This is a genomic window from Psychroserpens sp. (assembly GCF_045105015.1).
Taxonomy (GTDB): Bacteria; Bacteroidota; Bacteroidia; order Flavobacteriales; family Flavobacteriaceae; genus Psychroserpens.
Map to the genome: position 1 here is coordinate 1 of NZ_JBGCCX010000021.1, position 17,167 is coordinate 17,167.

Annotated in this window: 16 protein-coding genes; 7 read left to right on the forward strand and 9 right to left on the reverse strand. The window is 31.4% G+C overall.

The features are described 5' to 3' along the window. The first annotated feature begins 338 nt into the window (after positions 1 to 338). From AB8B90_RS01495 to AB8B90_RS01505, 3 genes are all read left to right on the forward strand, one after another. Positions 339 to 1,010 carry a hypothetical protein gene (locus AB8B90_RS01495; RefSeq protein ID WP_405332958.1) on the forward strand — a complete coding sequence of 224 codons (672 nt, stop codon included), beginning with the start codon at positions 339 to 341 and terminating at the stop codon, positions 1,008 to 1,010. Between the two features lie 173 nt (positions 1,011 to 1,183). Then, complete coding sequence (locus tag AB8B90_RS01500) at positions 1,184 to 1,951, forward strand: hypothetical protein (RefSeq protein ID WP_405332960.1); 768 nt, start codon at positions 1,184 to 1,186, stop codon at positions 1,949 to 1,951. Positions 1,952 to 2,005: 54 nt separating this feature from the next. Further along, positions 2,006 to 2,758: a hypothetical protein gene (locus tag AB8B90_RS01505; RefSeq protein ID WP_405332962.1), complete on the forward strand. Its 753-nt coding sequence runs from the start codon at positions 2,006 to 2,008 to the stop codon at positions 2,756 to 2,758. Between the two features lie 11 nt (positions 2,759 to 2,769). Here AB8B90_RS01505 and gldC read toward each other — a convergent pair whose 3' ends face one another. Together gldC and gldB are read right to left on the reverse strand one after the other, a co-directional pair. Next, entirely contained in the window at positions 2,770 to 3,105 is a 336-nt protein-coding gene (gene gldC / locus AB8B90_RS01510; RefSeq protein ID WP_405332964.1) for a gliding motility protein GldC, read from the reverse strand. Continuing rightward, positions 3,105 to 4,064: a gliding motility lipoprotein GldB gene (gldB, locus tag AB8B90_RS01515; RefSeq protein WP_405332966.1), complete on the reverse strand. Its 960-nt coding sequence runs from the start codon at positions 4,062 to 4,064 to the stop codon at positions 3,105 to 3,107. The genes gldC and gldB overlap by 1 nt, the downstream gene beginning before the upstream one ends. Positions 4,065 to 4,166: 102 nt before the next feature. On the opposite strand from gldB, the gene nadE reads away from it, so the two are divergent. Both nadE and AB8B90_RS01525 read left to right on the forward strand, forming a co-directional pair. Continuing rightward, entirely contained in the window at positions 4,167 to 4,955 is a 789-nt protein-coding gene (nadE, locus tag AB8B90_RS01520) for an NAD(+) synthase (protein WP_405332968.1), read from the forward strand. Positions 4,956 to 5,083: 128 nt separating this feature from the next. After that, positions 5,084 to 5,713 (forward strand): response regulator, encoded by a 630-nt coding sequence (locus tag AB8B90_RS01525; RefSeq protein WP_405332970.1) that lies wholly within the window; start codon positions 5,084 to 5,086, stop codon positions 5,711 to 5,713. On the opposite strand, the gene dnaG is transcribed toward AB8B90_RS01525, so the two are convergent. The 4 genes from dnaG to AB8B90_RS01545 all read right to left on the reverse strand — a co-directional run bounded on the left by dnaG (position 5,710) and on the right by AB8B90_RS01545 (position 10,276). Beyond that, on the reverse strand, positions 5,710 to 7,677 hold the full coding sequence (dnaG, locus tag AB8B90_RS01530) for a DNA primase (RefSeq protein WP_405332972.1): 1,968 nt from the start codon (positions 7,675 to 7,677) through the stop codon (positions 5,710 to 5,712). The two genes, AB8B90_RS01525 and dnaG, sit on opposite strands and share 4 nt — an antisense overlap. A 103-nt stretch (positions 7,678 to 7,780) precedes the next feature. Beyond that, positions 7,781 to 8,878 (reverse strand): hypothetical protein, encoded by a 1,098-nt coding sequence (locus AB8B90_RS01535; protein ID WP_405332974.1) that lies wholly within the window; start codon positions 8,876 to 8,878, stop codon positions 7,781 to 7,783. Positions 8,879 to 8,937: 59 nt separating this feature from the next. Then, positions 8,938 to 9,726 (reverse strand): hypothetical protein, encoded by a 789-nt coding sequence (locus AB8B90_RS01540; RefSeq protein WP_405332976.1) that lies wholly within the window; start codon positions 9,724 to 9,726, stop codon positions 8,938 to 8,940. After that, positions 9,713 to 10,276 carry an RNA polymerase sigma factor gene (locus AB8B90_RS01545; protein ID WP_405332978.1) on the reverse strand — a complete coding sequence of 188 codons (564 nt, stop codon included), beginning with the start codon at positions 10,274 to 10,276 and terminating at the stop codon, positions 9,713 to 9,715. The genes AB8B90_RS01540 and AB8B90_RS01545 overlap by 14 nt, the downstream gene beginning before the upstream one ends. A gap of 250 nt (positions 10,277 to 10,526) precedes the next feature. Between AB8B90_RS01545 and AB8B90_RS01550 the strand changes: the two genes are divergently transcribed. After that, positions 10,527 to 11,819 (forward strand): aryl-sulfate sulfotransferase, encoded by a 1,293-nt coding sequence (locus AB8B90_RS01550; RefSeq protein WP_405332980.1) that lies wholly within the window; start codon positions 10,527 to 10,529, stop codon positions 11,817 to 11,819. 14 nt (positions 11,820 to 11,833) lie between these two features. Here the strand turns inward: AB8B90_RS01550 and AB8B90_RS01555 are convergent, their stop codons facing one another. Next, complete coding sequence (locus AB8B90_RS01555; protein WP_405332982.1) at positions 11,834 to 12,811, reverse strand: polyprenyl synthetase family protein; 978 nt, start codon at positions 12,809 to 12,811, stop codon at positions 11,834 to 11,836. A 145-nt stretch (positions 12,812 to 12,956) separates the two neighbouring features. Between AB8B90_RS01555 and AB8B90_RS01560 the strand changes: the two genes are divergently transcribed. Further along, positions 12,957 to 14,627, forward strand: coding sequence for a choice-of-anchor J domain-containing protein (locus tag AB8B90_RS01560; protein ID WP_405332984.1), 1,671 nt, complete (start codon positions 12,957 to 12,959; stop codon positions 14,625 to 14,627). A 51-nt stretch (positions 14,628 to 14,678) separates the two neighbouring features. On the opposite strand, the gene rlmN is transcribed toward AB8B90_RS01560, so the two are convergent. Both rlmN and queA read right to left on the reverse strand, forming a co-directional pair. After that, on the reverse strand, positions 14,679 to 15,719 hold the full coding sequence (gene rlmN, locus AB8B90_RS01565; RefSeq protein ID WP_405332986.1) for a 23S rRNA (adenine(2503)-C(2))-methyltransferase RlmN: 1,041 nt from the start codon (positions 15,717 to 15,719) through the stop codon (positions 14,679 to 14,681). A 221-nt stretch (positions 15,720 to 15,940) separates the two neighbouring features. After that, on the reverse strand, positions 15,941 to 16,996 hold the full coding sequence (queA, locus tag AB8B90_RS01570) for a tRNA preQ1(34) S-adenosylmethionine ribosyltransferase-isomerase QueA (RefSeq protein WP_405332988.1): 1,056 nt from the start codon (positions 16,994 to 16,996) through the stop codon (positions 15,941 to 15,943). Positions 16,997 to 17,167: the final 171 nt, after the last annotated feature.

Genomic DNA, 17,167 nt, shown 5'->3' on the forward strand with positions numbered 1-17,167 from the left:
AATTTACCAACATTTTTAATCTGCTTTTGAATAAGCGCTGAGTTTTCTTGAAGAATTATTTCTCCTTCCTTTTGATCTCCACAATATTTAAAAGTAAAAAGTACAATTAATGTAATAATTACACCGAATAGAATTTTTCGCATAGGCTAATTTAAATATTAAAATCGTTTTAAAGAACAAATTCATCAATTAGCACTATTTAATTGTGACCTATTAGAGATGTTAGTGTCTTAATAAAGCAGATATAAATTAATTAATTCTTTTTAAGAATTGTAACCCTCAATTACAAATCTAACGCAATGAACAAAAAATTGTCCTTATCAATAATAATTTTGATTATGTCATCCATAGTAGCCTATGGTCAACAAATTAATTTTCAGAAGAATACTAATTCCAGAGCGAGTGTATTACTTCAAAGTTTAAATAACAATAGAGATAGTCTGTTGCTAGAAAGCCAAAACGAACACATTCAACTCGTAGATATTTTCAACGAGGATTTCTCAGAACGTATTAATGTAAACAACAATAAAACTAAAATTGATCTTAAAAAATTACCACTAGGCAATTTTGTTATTCAAGCTAAAGTGAACAAAAAATTGATTGTAATGTATCTAGAAAAAAATCAGGGTTGGAACAATTCAGTTTCAGAACAAAATACACTACGTAGTAACTATGAGAGTTTAGATGCTAAACATGCATCAAATAATAAATTTGCTTCTTATTATTGGGTTGTTACCGAGAGCAATTCTAACTTTGGTTCCCGAAAATCTATGAGATTAGAACACAAAAATGATATTGATAAATTGATATCAAAAAACAAATTAGAATTGCAATCTAAAGTAGGCAAAGACAATACACTTATTGTATACGCAATTTACAACAAGTCTAAATTTATGAATAAACAATTCAGGAATCCTGAATATTATCAATCAAAAGAGAAATCTAATTTTTTTAATTCTGAACCTTTTTATATATCAGATATTAAAAAAGAAAACAGTTCTACTCTATAAACTAAAATAGAGGCTTTTACTTATACTAATTTGATATTTTAAAATTTGTAAGTAATTTCTTTATTTTATGCACTTAATCCTTGTTTGCAAGCACTATATCGTCAAAAAGATGTTTTAAGATTAGTTTATCTAAAAATATTTAAGTAATTTCGACTACCCAAATATACCAAATCATGCCTAAAACCACCTACATTTTAGCAGTCATGCTATATTCTATACTCAGTTATGGACAAGAAATCACCTTTCACAAGAATGTAAATTACAGAGCTAGCACATTACTTCAACATCTAAACAAAGATCGTGATAGTCTTATTTTAGAGAGTAAAGTCGAGAAAATATTAAAAATAGATATTTTTAATAACGACTTTTCAAAAAGCATAGATGTTAACAGTAACAAAACAGCTATAGATCTCAATAACTTACCTGCTGGAGATTATGTAATTCAAGCCAATATAAATAAACATTGGATAATAATGTATTTGGAAAAAAATGAGGATTCAAAAACCATATCTTCTAACCAAATGGAAAAAAATGAATTGCTAAAAACAAATTTTATAATTCAAACAAATAAAGATGCTAAAATCGCTACACTAGATCGAAAAGAAAAAATCTTAAACAAGTCTGATATAAAGTCTAATTTTAAGACCAGTAAAGTCATAAAAAAGGATAACTCTGCTTATTATTGGGTCGTATCTGAAAGCAACTCTAATTTTGGATCAAATAAATCTATGCGACTAGAATATAAAGAAGACGTCGCTAGACTAATTGCTAAAACTAAGATAGAGTTAAAATCAGATGTTGGAAAGAATAATAAGTTGCTTGTTTATGAGATTTATAACAGATCACAATTTATGACCAAGCAATTAAGAAACCCTGTTTATTACAAATCTGAGGATTCAGAGTTTTTTAATGTCGTTCCTGTTTATGCTTCAAGGAATTAAAAATGAAGTAGTTTTGTATCAACAAAAATATTCATATTCAACCCAAAAAAACAGATGGTTAAAAATTTACTACTCGTCATATTTTCTTTACTAACAACAATCACTTATGGACAGAAAATAATTTTTCAAAAAAATATAAATAGCAGAGCTAGAACATTAGAACAAAATCTCAACAAAAACAGAGATAGTCTTATTTTAAAAAGCTCAAAGAAAATAATAAGTCATGTAGATATTTTCAATGAGGACTTTGCGGAAAGTATTGATGTTAACAGTAATTCAACTAAAATTGATTTAAGTGCATTGCCTTTTGGTGATTTTATTGTTCAAGCCAAATTAGGCAGGAAGAACATTATTATGTACTTAAGGAAAACTAATAATTATGAATTAAACACTAAACAACCAAAATTTAAATTAAAAAAAGTTTTTAAAATCACATCTGATTATGACATTGATATTTCAGATGAAGCACTTTCTTCATCAAAGCGAAAATATAAAAACAAGAAAAAAAATAGAAAAATTAATGTAAAATACTACTGGGTTGTTTATGAGAGTAATTCAAATTTTGGATCGAATAAGTCCATGAAATTAGTATACAAAGACGAATTACCTAACTTAATTGAAAAAAACAAATTAGAACTTCAATCAAAAGTAGGAAGCGATAATGTATTGTTAGTTTATGCAATCTATCATAAAAATAAGTTCATGCGTAAACAAATCAGAAATTCAAAATATTATAAATCTGTAAAAAAATCGAAATTCTTTAATGTTGTTCCATATTACAGTTCATTAAACGAACAAGAGAGCTAATTTATAAGCTGTTATTTCTTAAGCTCTAATTTCTCAGCAAAATAATCACAAAAATCCATCATAGTTGCAGACATCTTTTCGTCTTGAGTCGCTCTATGAAACGTTTTGCTCATCTCGACCAGTGTTTGATGAAAAAATAATTTCATTTCATCAACAGGCATGTCTTTGGTCCAAAGGTCTATTCTAAGTGTTTCTTGGGCTTTACTATCCCAAACTGCAAGCATCATTGCTTTAGCTTCGGCATTTGTAATTCCGCCATCTTCTGCTGTCCAATGCAGTTGTTCTGGCACTCTATTTTCGTCAAGCTGAACACTTAGTTCTATTTTGGAAGTATGATTTTTAGCCATTATTTTGGTGGTTTATAATTAGATTTATTAAAAATTTCTACAGCATCTTTTTTCATCATATCTAAAAAAGGCACCTCATTATTATTCATATATGCTCTTACAATTTGCCATCCTATATACTGACCTAATCGTCCAGGCGATTCTCGATCTAACTGAAGATAGAATTTTGAAAATGGTGCATCAGCAATAAATCGACCTGGCAAACTACTATCAGTACTGAATAAATATTCATTCTCAACAAAATTAGACCAAATTTGTCCTTCATTAAATTGTGCGAATTCTAACTGCTCGAGCGAATACCCTATTTTCTCTTCATCTGATTTAAACGGAACGACTTTATCTTTAAAATATAATTGCTTCCCAAAATAAATCATATCATCTAAGAGCGTTTTTTTTGAAGACTGATAAATATAACGCTTAGCATAATCTGAAGCTAGGTTAGACACAATTTGAGAAGGCTCCATATTTTGCGTAATATATTTGGGAATATTAGCGTAGTAAGCATGGTCTTTTCCTAAGTAGTTATCCAGTGGAATAAGCACAATAGTATCTGTAACTATTACTTTATCTCTATACTTAACATCGTTTGTTAAAGTAATTACACGAGGTTCAGAAAAGGTTATATCGTAATATTTTAAATGCTGAAATAACTCTTTAATTTCTCCTTCAATAGAAGAAAAATCATGATGCTTTGTTTTTACTTCTTGTAATAATTCTTTTTGCAGAGAATCATTCATTCTTGAGATAAACACAGAATCAGGAACTTGTTTAGAAAATAAAAACGGGAATGTCTTTTTTAGTTTTGGTAAATCATCAGGATTTGCATCTGAAAATGCTAAATCAAAACGTTCAATTAACAAATTGACATCAATTTTAGAAATTTCATCTTCAACTTTATTTTCTTTTTCACAAGAATAATAAGCTAAAAGCAAAAAGAGAATACAGCAAATTTTTTTCATAATTCATTAAAAAAACTTAAGCGTTATTAATTTTTATAACTAACGCTATTGCTTTATTTTTGTTTTGCAAAGGTACTATTCTTTCATATAAATTCTAATAAAATGCAAACAGAAAAAGTTACTAATTATATTGTAAACTGGCTTAAAGATTACGCAATAAAAGCTAGAGTTAATGGCTTTGTAGTTGGTATTTCAGGCGGAATAGATTCTGCAGTAACCTCAACATTATGCGCTAAAACAGGCTTAGATGTTTTATGTATAGAAATGCCAATACACCAAGCAGAGAGTCATGTAAGTAGAGCTGAAGAGCACATTTCACAATTAAAACAGCGTTTTCCAAATGTTAGTGATACTAGAACAGATTTAACACCTGTTTTTGAGGAATTTAAAACAGAAGTCTCTCTTGAGGGCAAACAAAGTGTTGTTGATATGGCTTTAGCCAACACAAGAGCACGATTACGTATGACTACATTATACTATCATGCTGGTCTCTTAGGACTACTTGTGGCAGGAACAGGAAATAAAGTTGAAGATTTCGGCGTAGGATTTTACACTAAATATGGAGATGGAGGTGTAGATTTAAGTCCGATTGCAGATTTACTAAAATCTGAGGTCTATGCGATAGGTGAATTATTAAAAGTACCAGAATCTATAATGAATGCAGCTCCAAGTGATGGACTCTTTGGTGATGCTCGAAGTGATGAGGATCAAATTGGCGCTTCATATCCAGAATTAGAATGGGCTATGCAACAAAAAGACAACGGTAAATTACTTGATGATTTTGACGGAAGGCAACGTGAAGTTTTTCAAATATTTTCACGATACAATCGGAATAATCAACATAAAATGATACCCATTCCAATTTGCGAAATTCCTAAAGATTTAAAATAATCAATGAATTAATCGTTGTAAAAAGTCGTACTTACTGATTTTTTTTCTATTTTTACAATGTAGTCTCCACATTCTAGAACTTAATCGATATAGGTTCTGGCACATAGTAACCAACTAAATTAAACATCATGATTAAGGTATTAGTCGTAGACAGCCATCCTGTAATTCGGACTGGTTTAGAACTATTATTCAAAGACCACAACGAGATTGAAGTCGTTGGTACAGTTGGTAGTGGTGTTGAAATATTTGAATTTGTAAGACGCAACCCAGTTGATGTTGTGATTTCTGAAATAGATCTTCCTGAACTTAATGGAATAACCGCTTTAAGAGCAATAAAAAAAGAACATAGCACTATTAACATTATTATGTTTAGTTATCATCCTGAAGAAATTTATGCGATTAGCACAATTAAAGCTGGAGCATCAGGATATGTATCAAAAACTGAATCTATTGAGGTTATAGAAAAAGCCATTAAATTAGCTGCTAGAGGCGATTTATATTTAAGTGAAAAGATGTCTAAACATCTTAAATACAACGACACTAAACAATCGAAAAGTAGAATCTACAAGCGACTTTCAACTAGGGAAGTCGAGGTTTTAAAACTATTATCATCAGGTAAAAAAAATAAAGAAATTGCTTTAGAGCTTGGTATTAATGAAAAAACGGTGAGCACCTATAAAGCTAGATTATTCAAAAAACTTAACGTAACTAATTTAATAGACCTTGTCAATCAAGGTAAACACATGGAGTTAACCTAGACTTTTCCACCTATCACTTTTCCAAGTTTTCTTGATAATAACATTTTAAGCCCAAGATAATCCTTTACGTCTTCTAATATACTTCTAGAATTTGTATCTTCTTTAAGCGTTTCGTTTTGATATTCAGCTACTTTTTTATCAATCAAGTAACATCTTAAGGTCAAAATCGTTTGATTTACAAGTTGAGAAATGCTATGATTTTTTTCTTTTGGAATGATATGATTACGTTCCCAGTCATGCAAATTATAGCGTTCATCATTCATTAAAATCGTAGTTACCTCCGAAGCTAAATCCTGATCTAATTTATTTACAAAATTACGTGTAGAAAATTCTGGTTCCTGATGTAAAGTATCTATCAATGTGTAATATAGAGTCTTAAAAATGCCGTTTGAAAATTGCATTTCATCTTCCTGAAGATCTAAGTATACTTTTTCAAAAACTTTTGCATTGTGAACCACTGGCTCAAGTTGCAACTCACCATCATCTCCTTCTTTTAAGACTAAATCTTCAAAGTCTTCAACTTTATTTCCATAAAGCATTAAGATTTCAATAATCTTACGTTCTAGCTCGTATTGAACATCTACCTTGGGTGCTTTGATATCAGGCTTAACAACCTCAAACGCTTTTTGCTTGGTTTTAAATGTTTTGTTTGCTTCTTGAGTAGTCTTCTTGTTAATTTGGGCTAAAGTACTAAACAACACTTCTTCACTAATGTCCATAATTCGAGAACATTCTTGAATATAGATTTCCTTTTTAATTTGATCAGGAATTTTAGAAATACTATTTACTATTTCTCGTATAGTTTCTGCTTTTTTTATAGGATCGTTATTAGCTTCTTTTACCAATAAAGATGCCTTAAACTGAATAAAATCTTGAGCATTCGTCTCAAGATAGCTTGTCAGTTCTTCAAGTGTATTTTGCTTTGCAAAACTATCAGGATCTTCTCCTTCAGGGAATGTACAAACTTTAACATTCATACCCTGTTCTAAGATAAGATCTATACCTCTAATTGAGGCTCTAATTCCTGCTGAATCACCAAAAAAAAGAACAGTTATATTTTTTGTTAATCGATTTACAAGTCTAATTTGTTCAGGTGTTAATGCAGTTCCCGAAGAAGCCACTACATTTTTTATTCCAGTTTGGTAAAACTGAATGACATCTGTATAGCCTTCAACTAAATAGCAATTGTCTTCCTTTGCAATGGTTTGTTTAGCATGATACAAGCCATATAAAATTTTACTTTTATGATACACTTCACTTTCAGGAGAATTTAAGTATTTGGCTGCTTTTTTATCAGTTTTTAAAATTCGACCTCCAAAACCTAAAACGCGTCCACTCATACTATGAATTGGAAACATAACACGACCTTTAAATCGATCGAATTTCTTATCTCCCTTGACGATAGTGAGGCCTGTTTTGTCCAGAAACTCTATTAGATATCCTTTTTTTAATGCTTCATCTGTAAAGGCTTGCCACTCATCAAGTGAATAGCCTAAATTAAATGTTTTTATAGTTTCGTTTGTGAAGCCTCGCTCTTTAAAATAACTAAGTCCGATAGCTTGTCCTTGATCGGTTTTAAGCATCACTTTTTGGAAGTAGTCATTTGCAAATTCATTTACTAAATACAAACTCTCACGCTCATTGGCTTCCTGTTTCTGCTCGTCAGTCCTTTCAGTTTCCTCTATTTCAATATTATATTTTTTAGCTAAATATTTTATAGCTTCAGGATACGTAAAATGTTCATGTTCCATTAAAAATGTAACAGCATTACCTCCTTTCCCACTAGAAAAATCTTTCCAAATTTGTTTAACAGGAGACACCATAAAACTTGGCGAACGCTCATCGCTAAACGGACTAAGGCCTTTGAAATTACTTCCTGCTTTTTTTAATTGCACGAAATCACCAATAACCTCCTCTACGCGAGCAGTTTCAAACACTTGTTCTATGGATCTTTGTGAAATCAAATTAGCAACTAAAATTGAATGGTAAATTTAGGGTATTATTAGCTAACAAAAAAGCTTCATTACCATCAGTAATGAAGCTTTCAAATTAATAATTATTTTATACTTAATGTAAATCGAATCTCAATCCTAAAGACACATTGTGCTGATCTACTGCCTGATCTTTAAACAAAGGATTTAAATCATATTTGGCGTATAATGCTAATTGCCCGAAACCTATATAGCCACTTAATCCATAAACAAAGTTAGAAGCATTGAAATTACGTCTCGATTTATCTTTCACACGATCACCATCTTCTTTATAACGTAATTTTCTTTGAGTTCCAATTCTTACACCTCCATAGCCTCCTATTCCAATTCTAAATTTATTATCAGTGAAGTAACGAATTCTGTTGTTATACTCTCTAAGTTTTGAAGGACCAAATTCAAAATGCACAGGAATCACAAGATTGGTAAATCTAATTTGTGATTTTCTAAGTCCAACTGAAAACTCTTCAATTGTCGTTTCATCACCATCTTGTACAAAATACAAATCATCTTTTAAGTTAAGCTTGTTCCACTGAAATGAAAAACCGTAGTTAATTCTAGCAAAATTTGAGTTTTTAGACAAACGTGTTTCCCAAATCCATCCTAGTTCAACAAATCCAGAACCACCAAGTTTATATGGTGTGTTACTTAAATCTTGACCATCACCAATGGCATTATTAAATCCGATGGCAAATAACAATTTATTAGTTGTTCTAATATCGTATTTAGGCGCTTTCTTTGGTCCCTTATCTAAATCGATTAAAACACCATTAGAGCCGATACTTATAGACATCTTATTATCTTCATCATTAGGTATGTCATTAATATCAGGGTTTCTTTTAAGAAGATTAATTTTAGCATCAATAATAGCTATACGATCTTCAATATTTGCCGCATGTCTTATTGCAGCTTCTTTTTTAAATTCTTCCGCTTCAACGCTGGTAATTTCCCCTTTATCTAGTCGCTCATTAATGCTTTCAACTTCTTTCTTTAGGAACTCACGTTCTTCATTAGCAATCGTTTTTTTAGTCTCTTCTAATCTATCGATTTTTAAGCCATTAGCTCTGTAAGGAATTATTGTATTTCCAATGGAGTCTTTTTGCTCTTCTTGAGCAGTGATTGTGCTTGCTATAAGACATAAGATTAGCAGTACTACATGTTTTGTAATAGTATTCATAATGTTAGTGATTTAATTGATGTTTGGGTTTAACCGTTCGTTTTTTGTTTGATAAATTATTAATTACGGCGTTCAGCAACTGCAGTTTTCACCGAACCGTAACCAGATTTTAAAGCTTCAAATACTTTATCTCTAAATGATTGTTCCAACTCCACTTCAACGTCTTGAAGTAATGCATTGGCATCAACTGTTTTAGTCGTTTCATTATATATGTTTTGCTTTAAAATTTCTCTTTGGGCTTGTTTTAAAAGTGAATCAATTTCTCTTTCAGAAACTGACGATTCATTAGTTTGAAGTTGTTTAATTACATCAACAACTTGTATCACTTTTAATTCTTCTTGAGTCAAAACCTTGATGGTATCATTGGTATCCTCACTCGCTTTATTGATTTCTAAATTCGCAACAACATCTTGAGATTTCTCTGATTGTATTGTGTTCTCTCTTTTAACTGGTTCTTGTACTGTCGAGGCTTTTTGTTTTTCCAATGAAACAAGCTCAGTTGGATCAATAATCTCAATGTTTTGTTTTTTCTCTTTAATAATTCTTACAGCTTCATCAATAGAAATAGATTCTGAAGGTGAAGTAGCTTCTTTCTGAATCTTTGATTCAGTATCTACAACTGTTGGTATGATTTCAATAGTAGATGATTTTTTATAAAACTGAGTTGTTACTAGAATTACTCCTAACAAACTAGCTGCTATACCAATCCACCAAAATCTAACATTATTATTTTTTTTATCTGCTGCATCTAATCTATCTGCCAAAGTATTCCAAGCATCTGAAGATGGTTGTAACGTTCGGTTTTCGAGCTTATCTTTTAGCTTTTCTTCAAATTTAATTGGTGCCATAACTCGTTTTATTTAATTCTTTAATTTTTTTCTGAAGCATTTGTCGTGCTTTAAATAATTGTGATTTCGAAGTCCCTTCAGATATGCTTAACATATTCGCAATTTCATGATGTTTATAACCTTCAATCGCATACATTACAAATACCATTTTATAACCTTCAGGAAGCTCATCTATCAATTGTTGAATTTGAGCCACTTCAATTTCAGTATTAATATTATTTGAATAATCTTGAGGAATAGTTACATCTTCTAATGAAAATTCAATGTGTTTCTTTTGACGCAAAAAAGAAATAGATTCTCTTACCATTATTTTTCGCAACCATCCTTCAAAACTACCTTGATGCTTAAAGTTCTTCAAATTCGTAAACGCTTTAAAAAAACCATTCAGCATTACAGACTCAGCATTTTGAATATCCTTTATATAATATCTGCAAACACTTAACATTTTGGGTGCATGAGCCTTAAACAATTCGTGTTGCGCTTCACGATTGTTTTTAGCTGCCTTTTTTAAAAGTGCAGTATTATTATTATGTAATTGAATAACTTTCAAGTATGCTTATTTAAGTCTTCTATTTATAAAGACGCAACTATTATGCAAATGGTTGCCTTAATCTAAAAATAAAATAAAAAATCAAGAAAAATTGAACACTAGATACATTCAATACCAGTGAGAACAATCAAACTACCGTCTTTAAATCCAAAGTTAAAAACTAAATTATTGTTTTAAATCAAAACTTTACAATAATTTATATTTATGAAAAATATAGTTTATTTTAGTTGACGATTTAATCATGATTGCTATGAAATACTTTAACTCAGTTTTATTTTTCTCATTCTTACTCTTACTTATTAATTGTAAAAATGATGATGATTTAATGATGCAGGAAGAAGAGGAGAATATAATATTAACAGAAAATATAGACTTATACAATGGTGATTTAGTTGAAAACAGTCTTGTTTTAGCCGTTGAAAACGGAGGTAATAAATCCTATCTTGTAGATAAATCTGGTACTAAAGTTAAAGAATGGAATTTTGACAGCAACCTAGGTAACGATTTAGAAGTTATGCCTGATGGAAGATTGTTAGGAATGTTTAAAGCTACAAATCCCAACATCACTTTTGGTGGTTTTGGAGGTGTGATAAAAATTATTGATTTAGATGGCACAACAGATTGGGAATACACTTATTCTACTGAAGATTATATAGCACATCATGATGTAGAGATGCTTCCCAATGGAAACATATTGTTTTTAGCTTGGGAAAAAGTAAGCATGCTTGATGCACAACAACAAGGTATTGACACTACTGTAGACATATACCCTGAGACACTTATTGAAGTTGACCCAACAACTAATCAAATTGTTTGGAAATGGAATAGCTATGACCATATGATTCAAGATCAACATTCTGATCTTCCTAATTTTGGTTCGGTAAGTGAACATCCAAATTTATTAAACTTAAATTATTTTATGATACCAAATGGTGATATTATGCATGCGAATGGTATTGATTACGATGAACAAAATGATATTATATACATGTCTGTGAATTTTTATAGCGAGATATGGGTAATTGATCATAGTACTACTACTTTAGAAGCTTCAACAGATTTAGGAGGAAACTATAATAAAGGAGGGAATTTGCTTTATAGATTTGGAAACCCTGAAGTTTATAATAATACTGCAGGTCAACGTTTATTTTATAATAACCACTTTCCAAACTTATTAGAAGATGGTGTTCCAGGTGATGGCAATGTATTGGTTTATGTTAATGGCAGTAACACCAGTCAATCATCAGTATATGAGCTACAAATGCCAACAACCTTTAACCTACTTCCTGGTATTAATAATGAACCACAATTGGTTTGGAGTTATACCAATCCTGACCTTTTTTATGGAAGAATTTGTGGAGCTGATAGATTACAGAATGGAAATACGCTTATTTGTGAAGGAGATTATGGTTTTTGGGAAATTACACCATCTGGAGATACTGCTTGGAAATATACAGGCTTAGACAATGAGCAATTTTGGAGATGTTATGGATATGATTACAATGACTCAGCAATTTTAAGTCTGGATATTAACTTTGAATAGTATAAATATTAAGTTTATTTTTTTCTATCTATGACATAGTTCACCATTAATTCTAGTGCATTTCGGTATTCAGAATCAGGATAGGTATTTAAAATCTCTAATGCCTCAGATTGAAATTCTTTCATTTTATCAATAGCATATTCTAATCCGTTATTATTTTTTACGAATGCGATGACTTCTTTTACTCTCTTTTTGTCTTTATTATGGTTTTTAATGGAATTAATCAGCCATGATTTTTCTTTTTTTGAACAATGATTTAATACATGAATTAAAGGCAAGGTCATTTTTTGCTCTTTTATATCAATTCCTGTAGGTTTACCAATAGCCTCTTCACCATAATCGAATAAATCATCTTTAATTTGAAATGCCATACCAATGAGCTCTCCAAATTTTCGCATAGCATCAACATCTTGTGAATTAGGTTTAACTGAAGCAGCTCCAAGACTACAACAAGCCGCAATTAAAGTGGCTGTTTTTTGGCGAATAATATCATAATAAACTGTTTCAGTAATATCTAGCTGCCTTGCTTTTTCAATCTGAAGTAGTTCACCTTCACTCATTTCTCTAACAGCAACTGAAATAATTTTCAGCAGGTCAAAATCGTTATTATCGATAGATAACAATAATCCTTTCGATAATAAATAATCACCTATAAGGACCGCAATTTTGTTTTTCCAAAGCGCATTTATTGAGAAAAAACCACGCCTTCTATTACTGTCATCAACAACATCATCATGGACTAAAGTTGCAGTATGTATCAACTCAATAACAGAAGCGCCTCGATATGTTCGCTCGCTTACTTGACCATTATCTACCATTTTAGAAACTAAAAACACAAACATAGGTCGCATTTGCTTGCCTTTGCGATTAACAATGTAATGTGTAATACGATTTAATAGAGCAACCTTACTTGACATAGATAGCAAGAACTTTTGCTCAAAAAGTTCCATTTCATAGGCTATAGGTTGTTTTATTTGTTCTGTTATTTTCAATGTAAGATTATATAAATGCTAAATTACTAATTAACTTAGACTTGTTTTGTATCACTTGTAATTATTAGTTAAAATATTGACATATAGCCATTCAATTTCTAATTTTTCGTATATTGAACTTTAATTAATCAAAATTTATATTCTTATGAAAAAAATTACTTTATTATTTGCATTAGTCTTTTCCTCAAGCCTAATGTTTGGTCAAATTTATTTTGAAGATGACTTCGATGGTTCTGGTCCAGGAATCGCAGGATGGACATTAAATAATGTTGATGGACTTACACCTAACGTCAATGTAGCTGAATTTACAGATGCATGGATTGAAGTTGACTTAGATGGATCTGCAACTGGAGGTGGTAATTATGGTGGACCTGCTGGAGAATTTGCAGTTGCAAGTACATCTTGGTATACACCTGCTGGAACATCTGACGATTGGATAATTACACCACAAATTAATTTACCTGCTGATGCTACGTTATACTGGGATGCAAAAGCTCAAGATGCTACATATGCTGACGGATACGAAGTAAGAGTATCTACCACTGGTAATAACCCAGCTGATTTTACAGATGTACTACTTACAGTACCTAACGCAATGGTTGATTGGGAATCACTACAACTTGATTTATCAGCTTACACTGGACAAAATATTTATGTTGCATTTAGAAACAACTCAACTGATCAATTTGTATTACTTGTTGATAATGTAGAAGTATCTGCAACACCAGCGTGTTTAGCTCCTTCTGATTTCTCAATTGGATTATTATTAGGCATAACTACTACTTCTGCTGAAATTGCATGGTTAGATGGTAATGGTCCTGGAACTCTATTTGATATAGAATGGGGTCCTGCTGGATTTACTTTAGGATCTGGTACAGTTGTAAATGGTATTGGTGACTTAAGCTATAACTTTGATGGTCTTATGCCTAACACTGCATATGATTTTTACATCACTGCAAATTGTACTGGTGGACTTGGTGATAGTGAACAAGTTGGTCCTATTGGCTTCTTAACGAATTTCGATTGCTCAACATACGGAGTACCTTACAATGAAAATTTTGATAATCCAACTGCATTTGATTCATGTTTTACATTAGAAGATGTTGATGGAGATACACTAGCTTGGATTTCTCAACAGGATTTAGATTTAGATGGCGACGGCACTAATGAAACTTTTGCAACTAACGCAAGTGGTGATCCAGCAGATGTTACAAATGGTGGAAATAAAGACGACTGGTTATTTAGTCCTGCTTTGGCTTTAAATGGTGGAGAACCATACCAATTATCTACTGCTTATAACGTTCTTCAAGGTACTGCAAATGCTAGTCTTGAAGCATTTATTCTAGATGGACCATCAGCTACTGCTAATGTAGTTGCTACATTATTTTCTAATGCAGGATTCACTACACAAGGAGATTTTGCAACTCTAGAAACAATGGCTTACCAAGAGATGGATATGTTTACACCTGCAACTTCTGGTGATTACTATATTGGATACCGTTCATTTGGTCCTAGAGGTGGTGGATTTTTACTTATGTTTAATTCAAGTTTAATATCAACCTTAAGTGTTGATGAATTTCAATCAAATAACTTTAACTATACATATAACAAAAATACAGACCTATTAACAATAGAATCTTCTAATTTACCTTTCGATTCAATTGAAATGTTTAGTATTCTTGGACAAAAAGTTATCTCTAGAAAGTTATCTGCTCAAAATGAAGCAATTGACATGTCTAGCTTAACAGATGGTGTATATTTAGCTACTGTAAATATTAATGGTAGTAGTAAAACCATTAAAATCTTAAAACAATAAGTATTGTTTTTATACATTTAAAAAGAGCTACATTAATGTAGCTCTTTTTTTTTATGATTTGTTTGCTAATTGTCCGCAAGCAGCATCTATATCCTTACCTCTTGAGCGTCTAACTGTTACTGTTATTCGTTTGGCTTCTAACATAGACACATACATATCTATTGCTTTTGAATTTGCTTGTTGAAACTCACCATCATCAATAGGGTTGTATTCAATAAGATTAACTTTACTTGGAGCAAACTTGCAGAATTCAATTAATGCTTCTACATCTTTTCTAGTATCATTAATACCATCCCAAACGACATACTCATAAGTGATTCTATTTTTAGTTTTAGCATACCAATACTCTAAAGCTTCCCTAAGGTCTTTTAAAGGGAATGTCGCATTAAATGGCATTATAGATGTACGAATATCATCAATTGCAGAATGTAAAGACACAGCTAGCTTAAACTTAACGTCCTCATCTGCCATTTTTTTAATCATCTTAGGCACTCCAGATGTAGACACAACTATTCGTTTTGGAGACATTCCTAGACCTTCAGGAGACGTTATTTTTTCAATGGCTTTTAATACATTTTTATAATTCATAAGTGGCTCACCCATTCCCATAAAAACTATATTACTTAAGGGTCTATTGTGATACAATTTACTTTCTCTATCAATAGCAACAACCTGATCGTATATTTCATCTGGATTAAGATTTCGCATACGCTTTAATCTTGCAGTAGCGCAAAATCTACAATCTAAACTACAACCAACTTGACTAGATACACAAGCAGTCGTTCTATTTTTAGCTGGAATTAAGACAGATTCAACGATTAAACCATCATGTAATCGAACGGCATTTTTTATGGTACCATCAGAACTACGTTGCATTTGATCAACCTCAATATGATTTATAATAAAATTAGTTTCAAGCATCTCTCTCGTTTCTAAAGAAATGTTTGTCATGTCTTCAAAACTATGAGCACCTTTACTCCATAGCCATTCATAAACTTGATTCCCTCTAAACGCTTTATCACCTTGAGTTACAAAAAAATCACGCAATTGTTCTTTGGTTAATGCTCTTATGTCTTTCTTCTTAGTCTCCATATCTGTTGCAAAAGTAACGAAAGGATTTTTGATAATATATGCTGATTACTTATAAAACTAAAGTTATTGCATTAGTGATTGAAGTGGCATCCTTTTACTTTTTTAAGTAAAAGATATAACGAAAAGCACGACATCACGAAACGTAAGTGAAGTGATGGAATGCCCTAAACAAAAAAAGCCTTATTAAAAAATAAGGCTTAATTTATAATCAATACAGCTATTTAAATAATTAACATCGCATCACCATAAGTGTAAAAACGATACTTTTCTTTAACGGCTATTTCGTATGCTTCTTTCATGAAATCGTGTCCAGCAAACGCAGAAACCATCATCAATAAAGTTGATTTTGGTGTATGGAAATTGGTAATCATACTATTTGCAATACTGAAATCGTAAGGTGGAAAAATGAACTTATTTGTCCATCCAGCATAATCATTTAGTGTACCACTCGAAGACACAGAACTCTCGATAGTTCTCATAGCCGTTGTACCTACAGCGCACACACGTCTTTTTTCTGAAATCCCTCTGTTAATCACATCAGCAGCGCCTTCTAAAATTTCTATTTCTTCGCTATCCATTTTGTGCTTAGATAAATCTTCAACTTCTACAGGATTAAATGTTCCTAAGCCAACATGAAGTGTAACCTCTGGTAAATGCACTCCTTTAATCTCTAAACGTTTTAGTAGGTGTTTTGAAAAATGTAAACCTGCAGTTGGTGCAGCCACAGCCCCTTCATTCTTTGCAAAAATAGTTTGATAACGCTCCTTATCTATAGGTTCTACTTCTCTATTAAGAGCCTTTGGTAAAGGTGTTTCTCCTAATTCAATTAATTTTTCTCTAAACGCTTCGTAACTTCCATCAAACAAAAAACGTAGGGTTCTTCCTCTAGAAGTGGTATTGTCTATAACTTCAGCTACTAAACTATCATCTTCACCAAAAAACAATTTATTACCAATTCTTATTTTTCTTGCAGGATCTACTAAAACATCCCATAATCTATTTTCAGCATTTAATTCTCTCAATAAAAAAACCTCTATTCTTGCTCCTGTTTTTTCTTTGTTTCCATACATTCTTGCAGGAAAAACCTTGGTGTTGTTAAAGATGAAAGTATCTTCTGCATCGTAGTAGTCGATGATATCCTTGAAAGTTTTATGTTCAATTTTACCAGTATCTCTATGAACAACCATAAGCCTAGACTCATCTCTTTCCTTCGCAGGATACTTAGCAATTAGTTCTTCAGGCAATTCAAAATTAAACTGTGATAATTTAGTTCTCATATTTTTATTCAAAGATTAAGACGGTTCTGTATTCGAGGTAATGCTGTATGTTAGCATTGCTCATGAATCAGAATTTCAAATTTCATTCTAAAAGCGTGCAAAATTAAGAATTCTTTGGGAGAGTGCTCGCTAATCAACCATAACAATGTCAATATATCTTACTTCGTTTCA

Coding starts and splice junctions, on each gene's coding strand:
- AB8B90_RS01505 (WP_405332962.1), top strand. CDS start 2,006: ATGGTTAAAAATTTACTACTCGTCATATTTTCTTTACTAACAACAATC.
- AB8B90_RS01500 (WP_405332960.1), top strand. CDS start 1,184: ATGCCTAAAACCACCTACATTTTAGCAGTCATGCTATATTCTATACTC.
- gldC (WP_405332964.1), bottom strand. CDS start 3,105: ATGGCTAAAAATCATACTTCCAAAATAGAACTAAGTGTTCAGCTTGAC.
- nadE (WP_405332968.1), top strand. CDS start 4,167: ATGCAAACAGAAAAAGTTACTAATTATATTGTAAACTGGCTTAAAGAT.
- AB8B90_RS01540 (WP_405332976.1), bottom strand. CDS start 9,726: ATGGCACCAATTAAATTTGAAGAAAAGCTAAAAGATAAGCTCGAAAAC.
- gldB (WP_405332966.1), bottom strand. CDS start 4,064: ATGAAAAAAATTTGCTGTATTCTCTTTTTGCTTTTAGCTTATTATTCT.
- rlmN (WP_405332986.1), bottom strand. CDS start 15,719: ATGGAGACTAAGAAGAAAGACATAAGAGCATTAACCAAAGAACAATTG.
- AB8B90_RS01550 (WP_405332980.1), top strand. CDS start 10,527: ATGAAATACTTTAACTCAGTTTTATTTTTCTCATTCTTACTCTTACTT.
- AB8B90_RS01495 (WP_405332958.1), top strand. CDS start 339: ATGTCATCCATAGTAGCCTATGGTCAACAAATTAATTTTCAGAAGAAT.
- AB8B90_RS01560 (WP_405332984.1), top strand. CDS start 12,957: ATGAAAAAAATTACTTTATTATTTGCATTAGTCTTTTCCTCAAGCCTA.
- AB8B90_RS01525 (WP_405332970.1), top strand. CDS start 5,084: ATGATTAAGGTATTAGTCGTAGACAGCCATCCTGTAATTCGGACTGGT.
- queA (WP_405332988.1), bottom strand. CDS start 16,996: ATGAGAACTAAATTATCACAGTTTAATTTTGAATTGCCTGAAGAACTA.
- AB8B90_RS01535 (WP_405332974.1), bottom strand. CDS start 8,878: ATGAATACTATTACAAAACATGTAGTACTGCTAATCTTATGTCTTATA.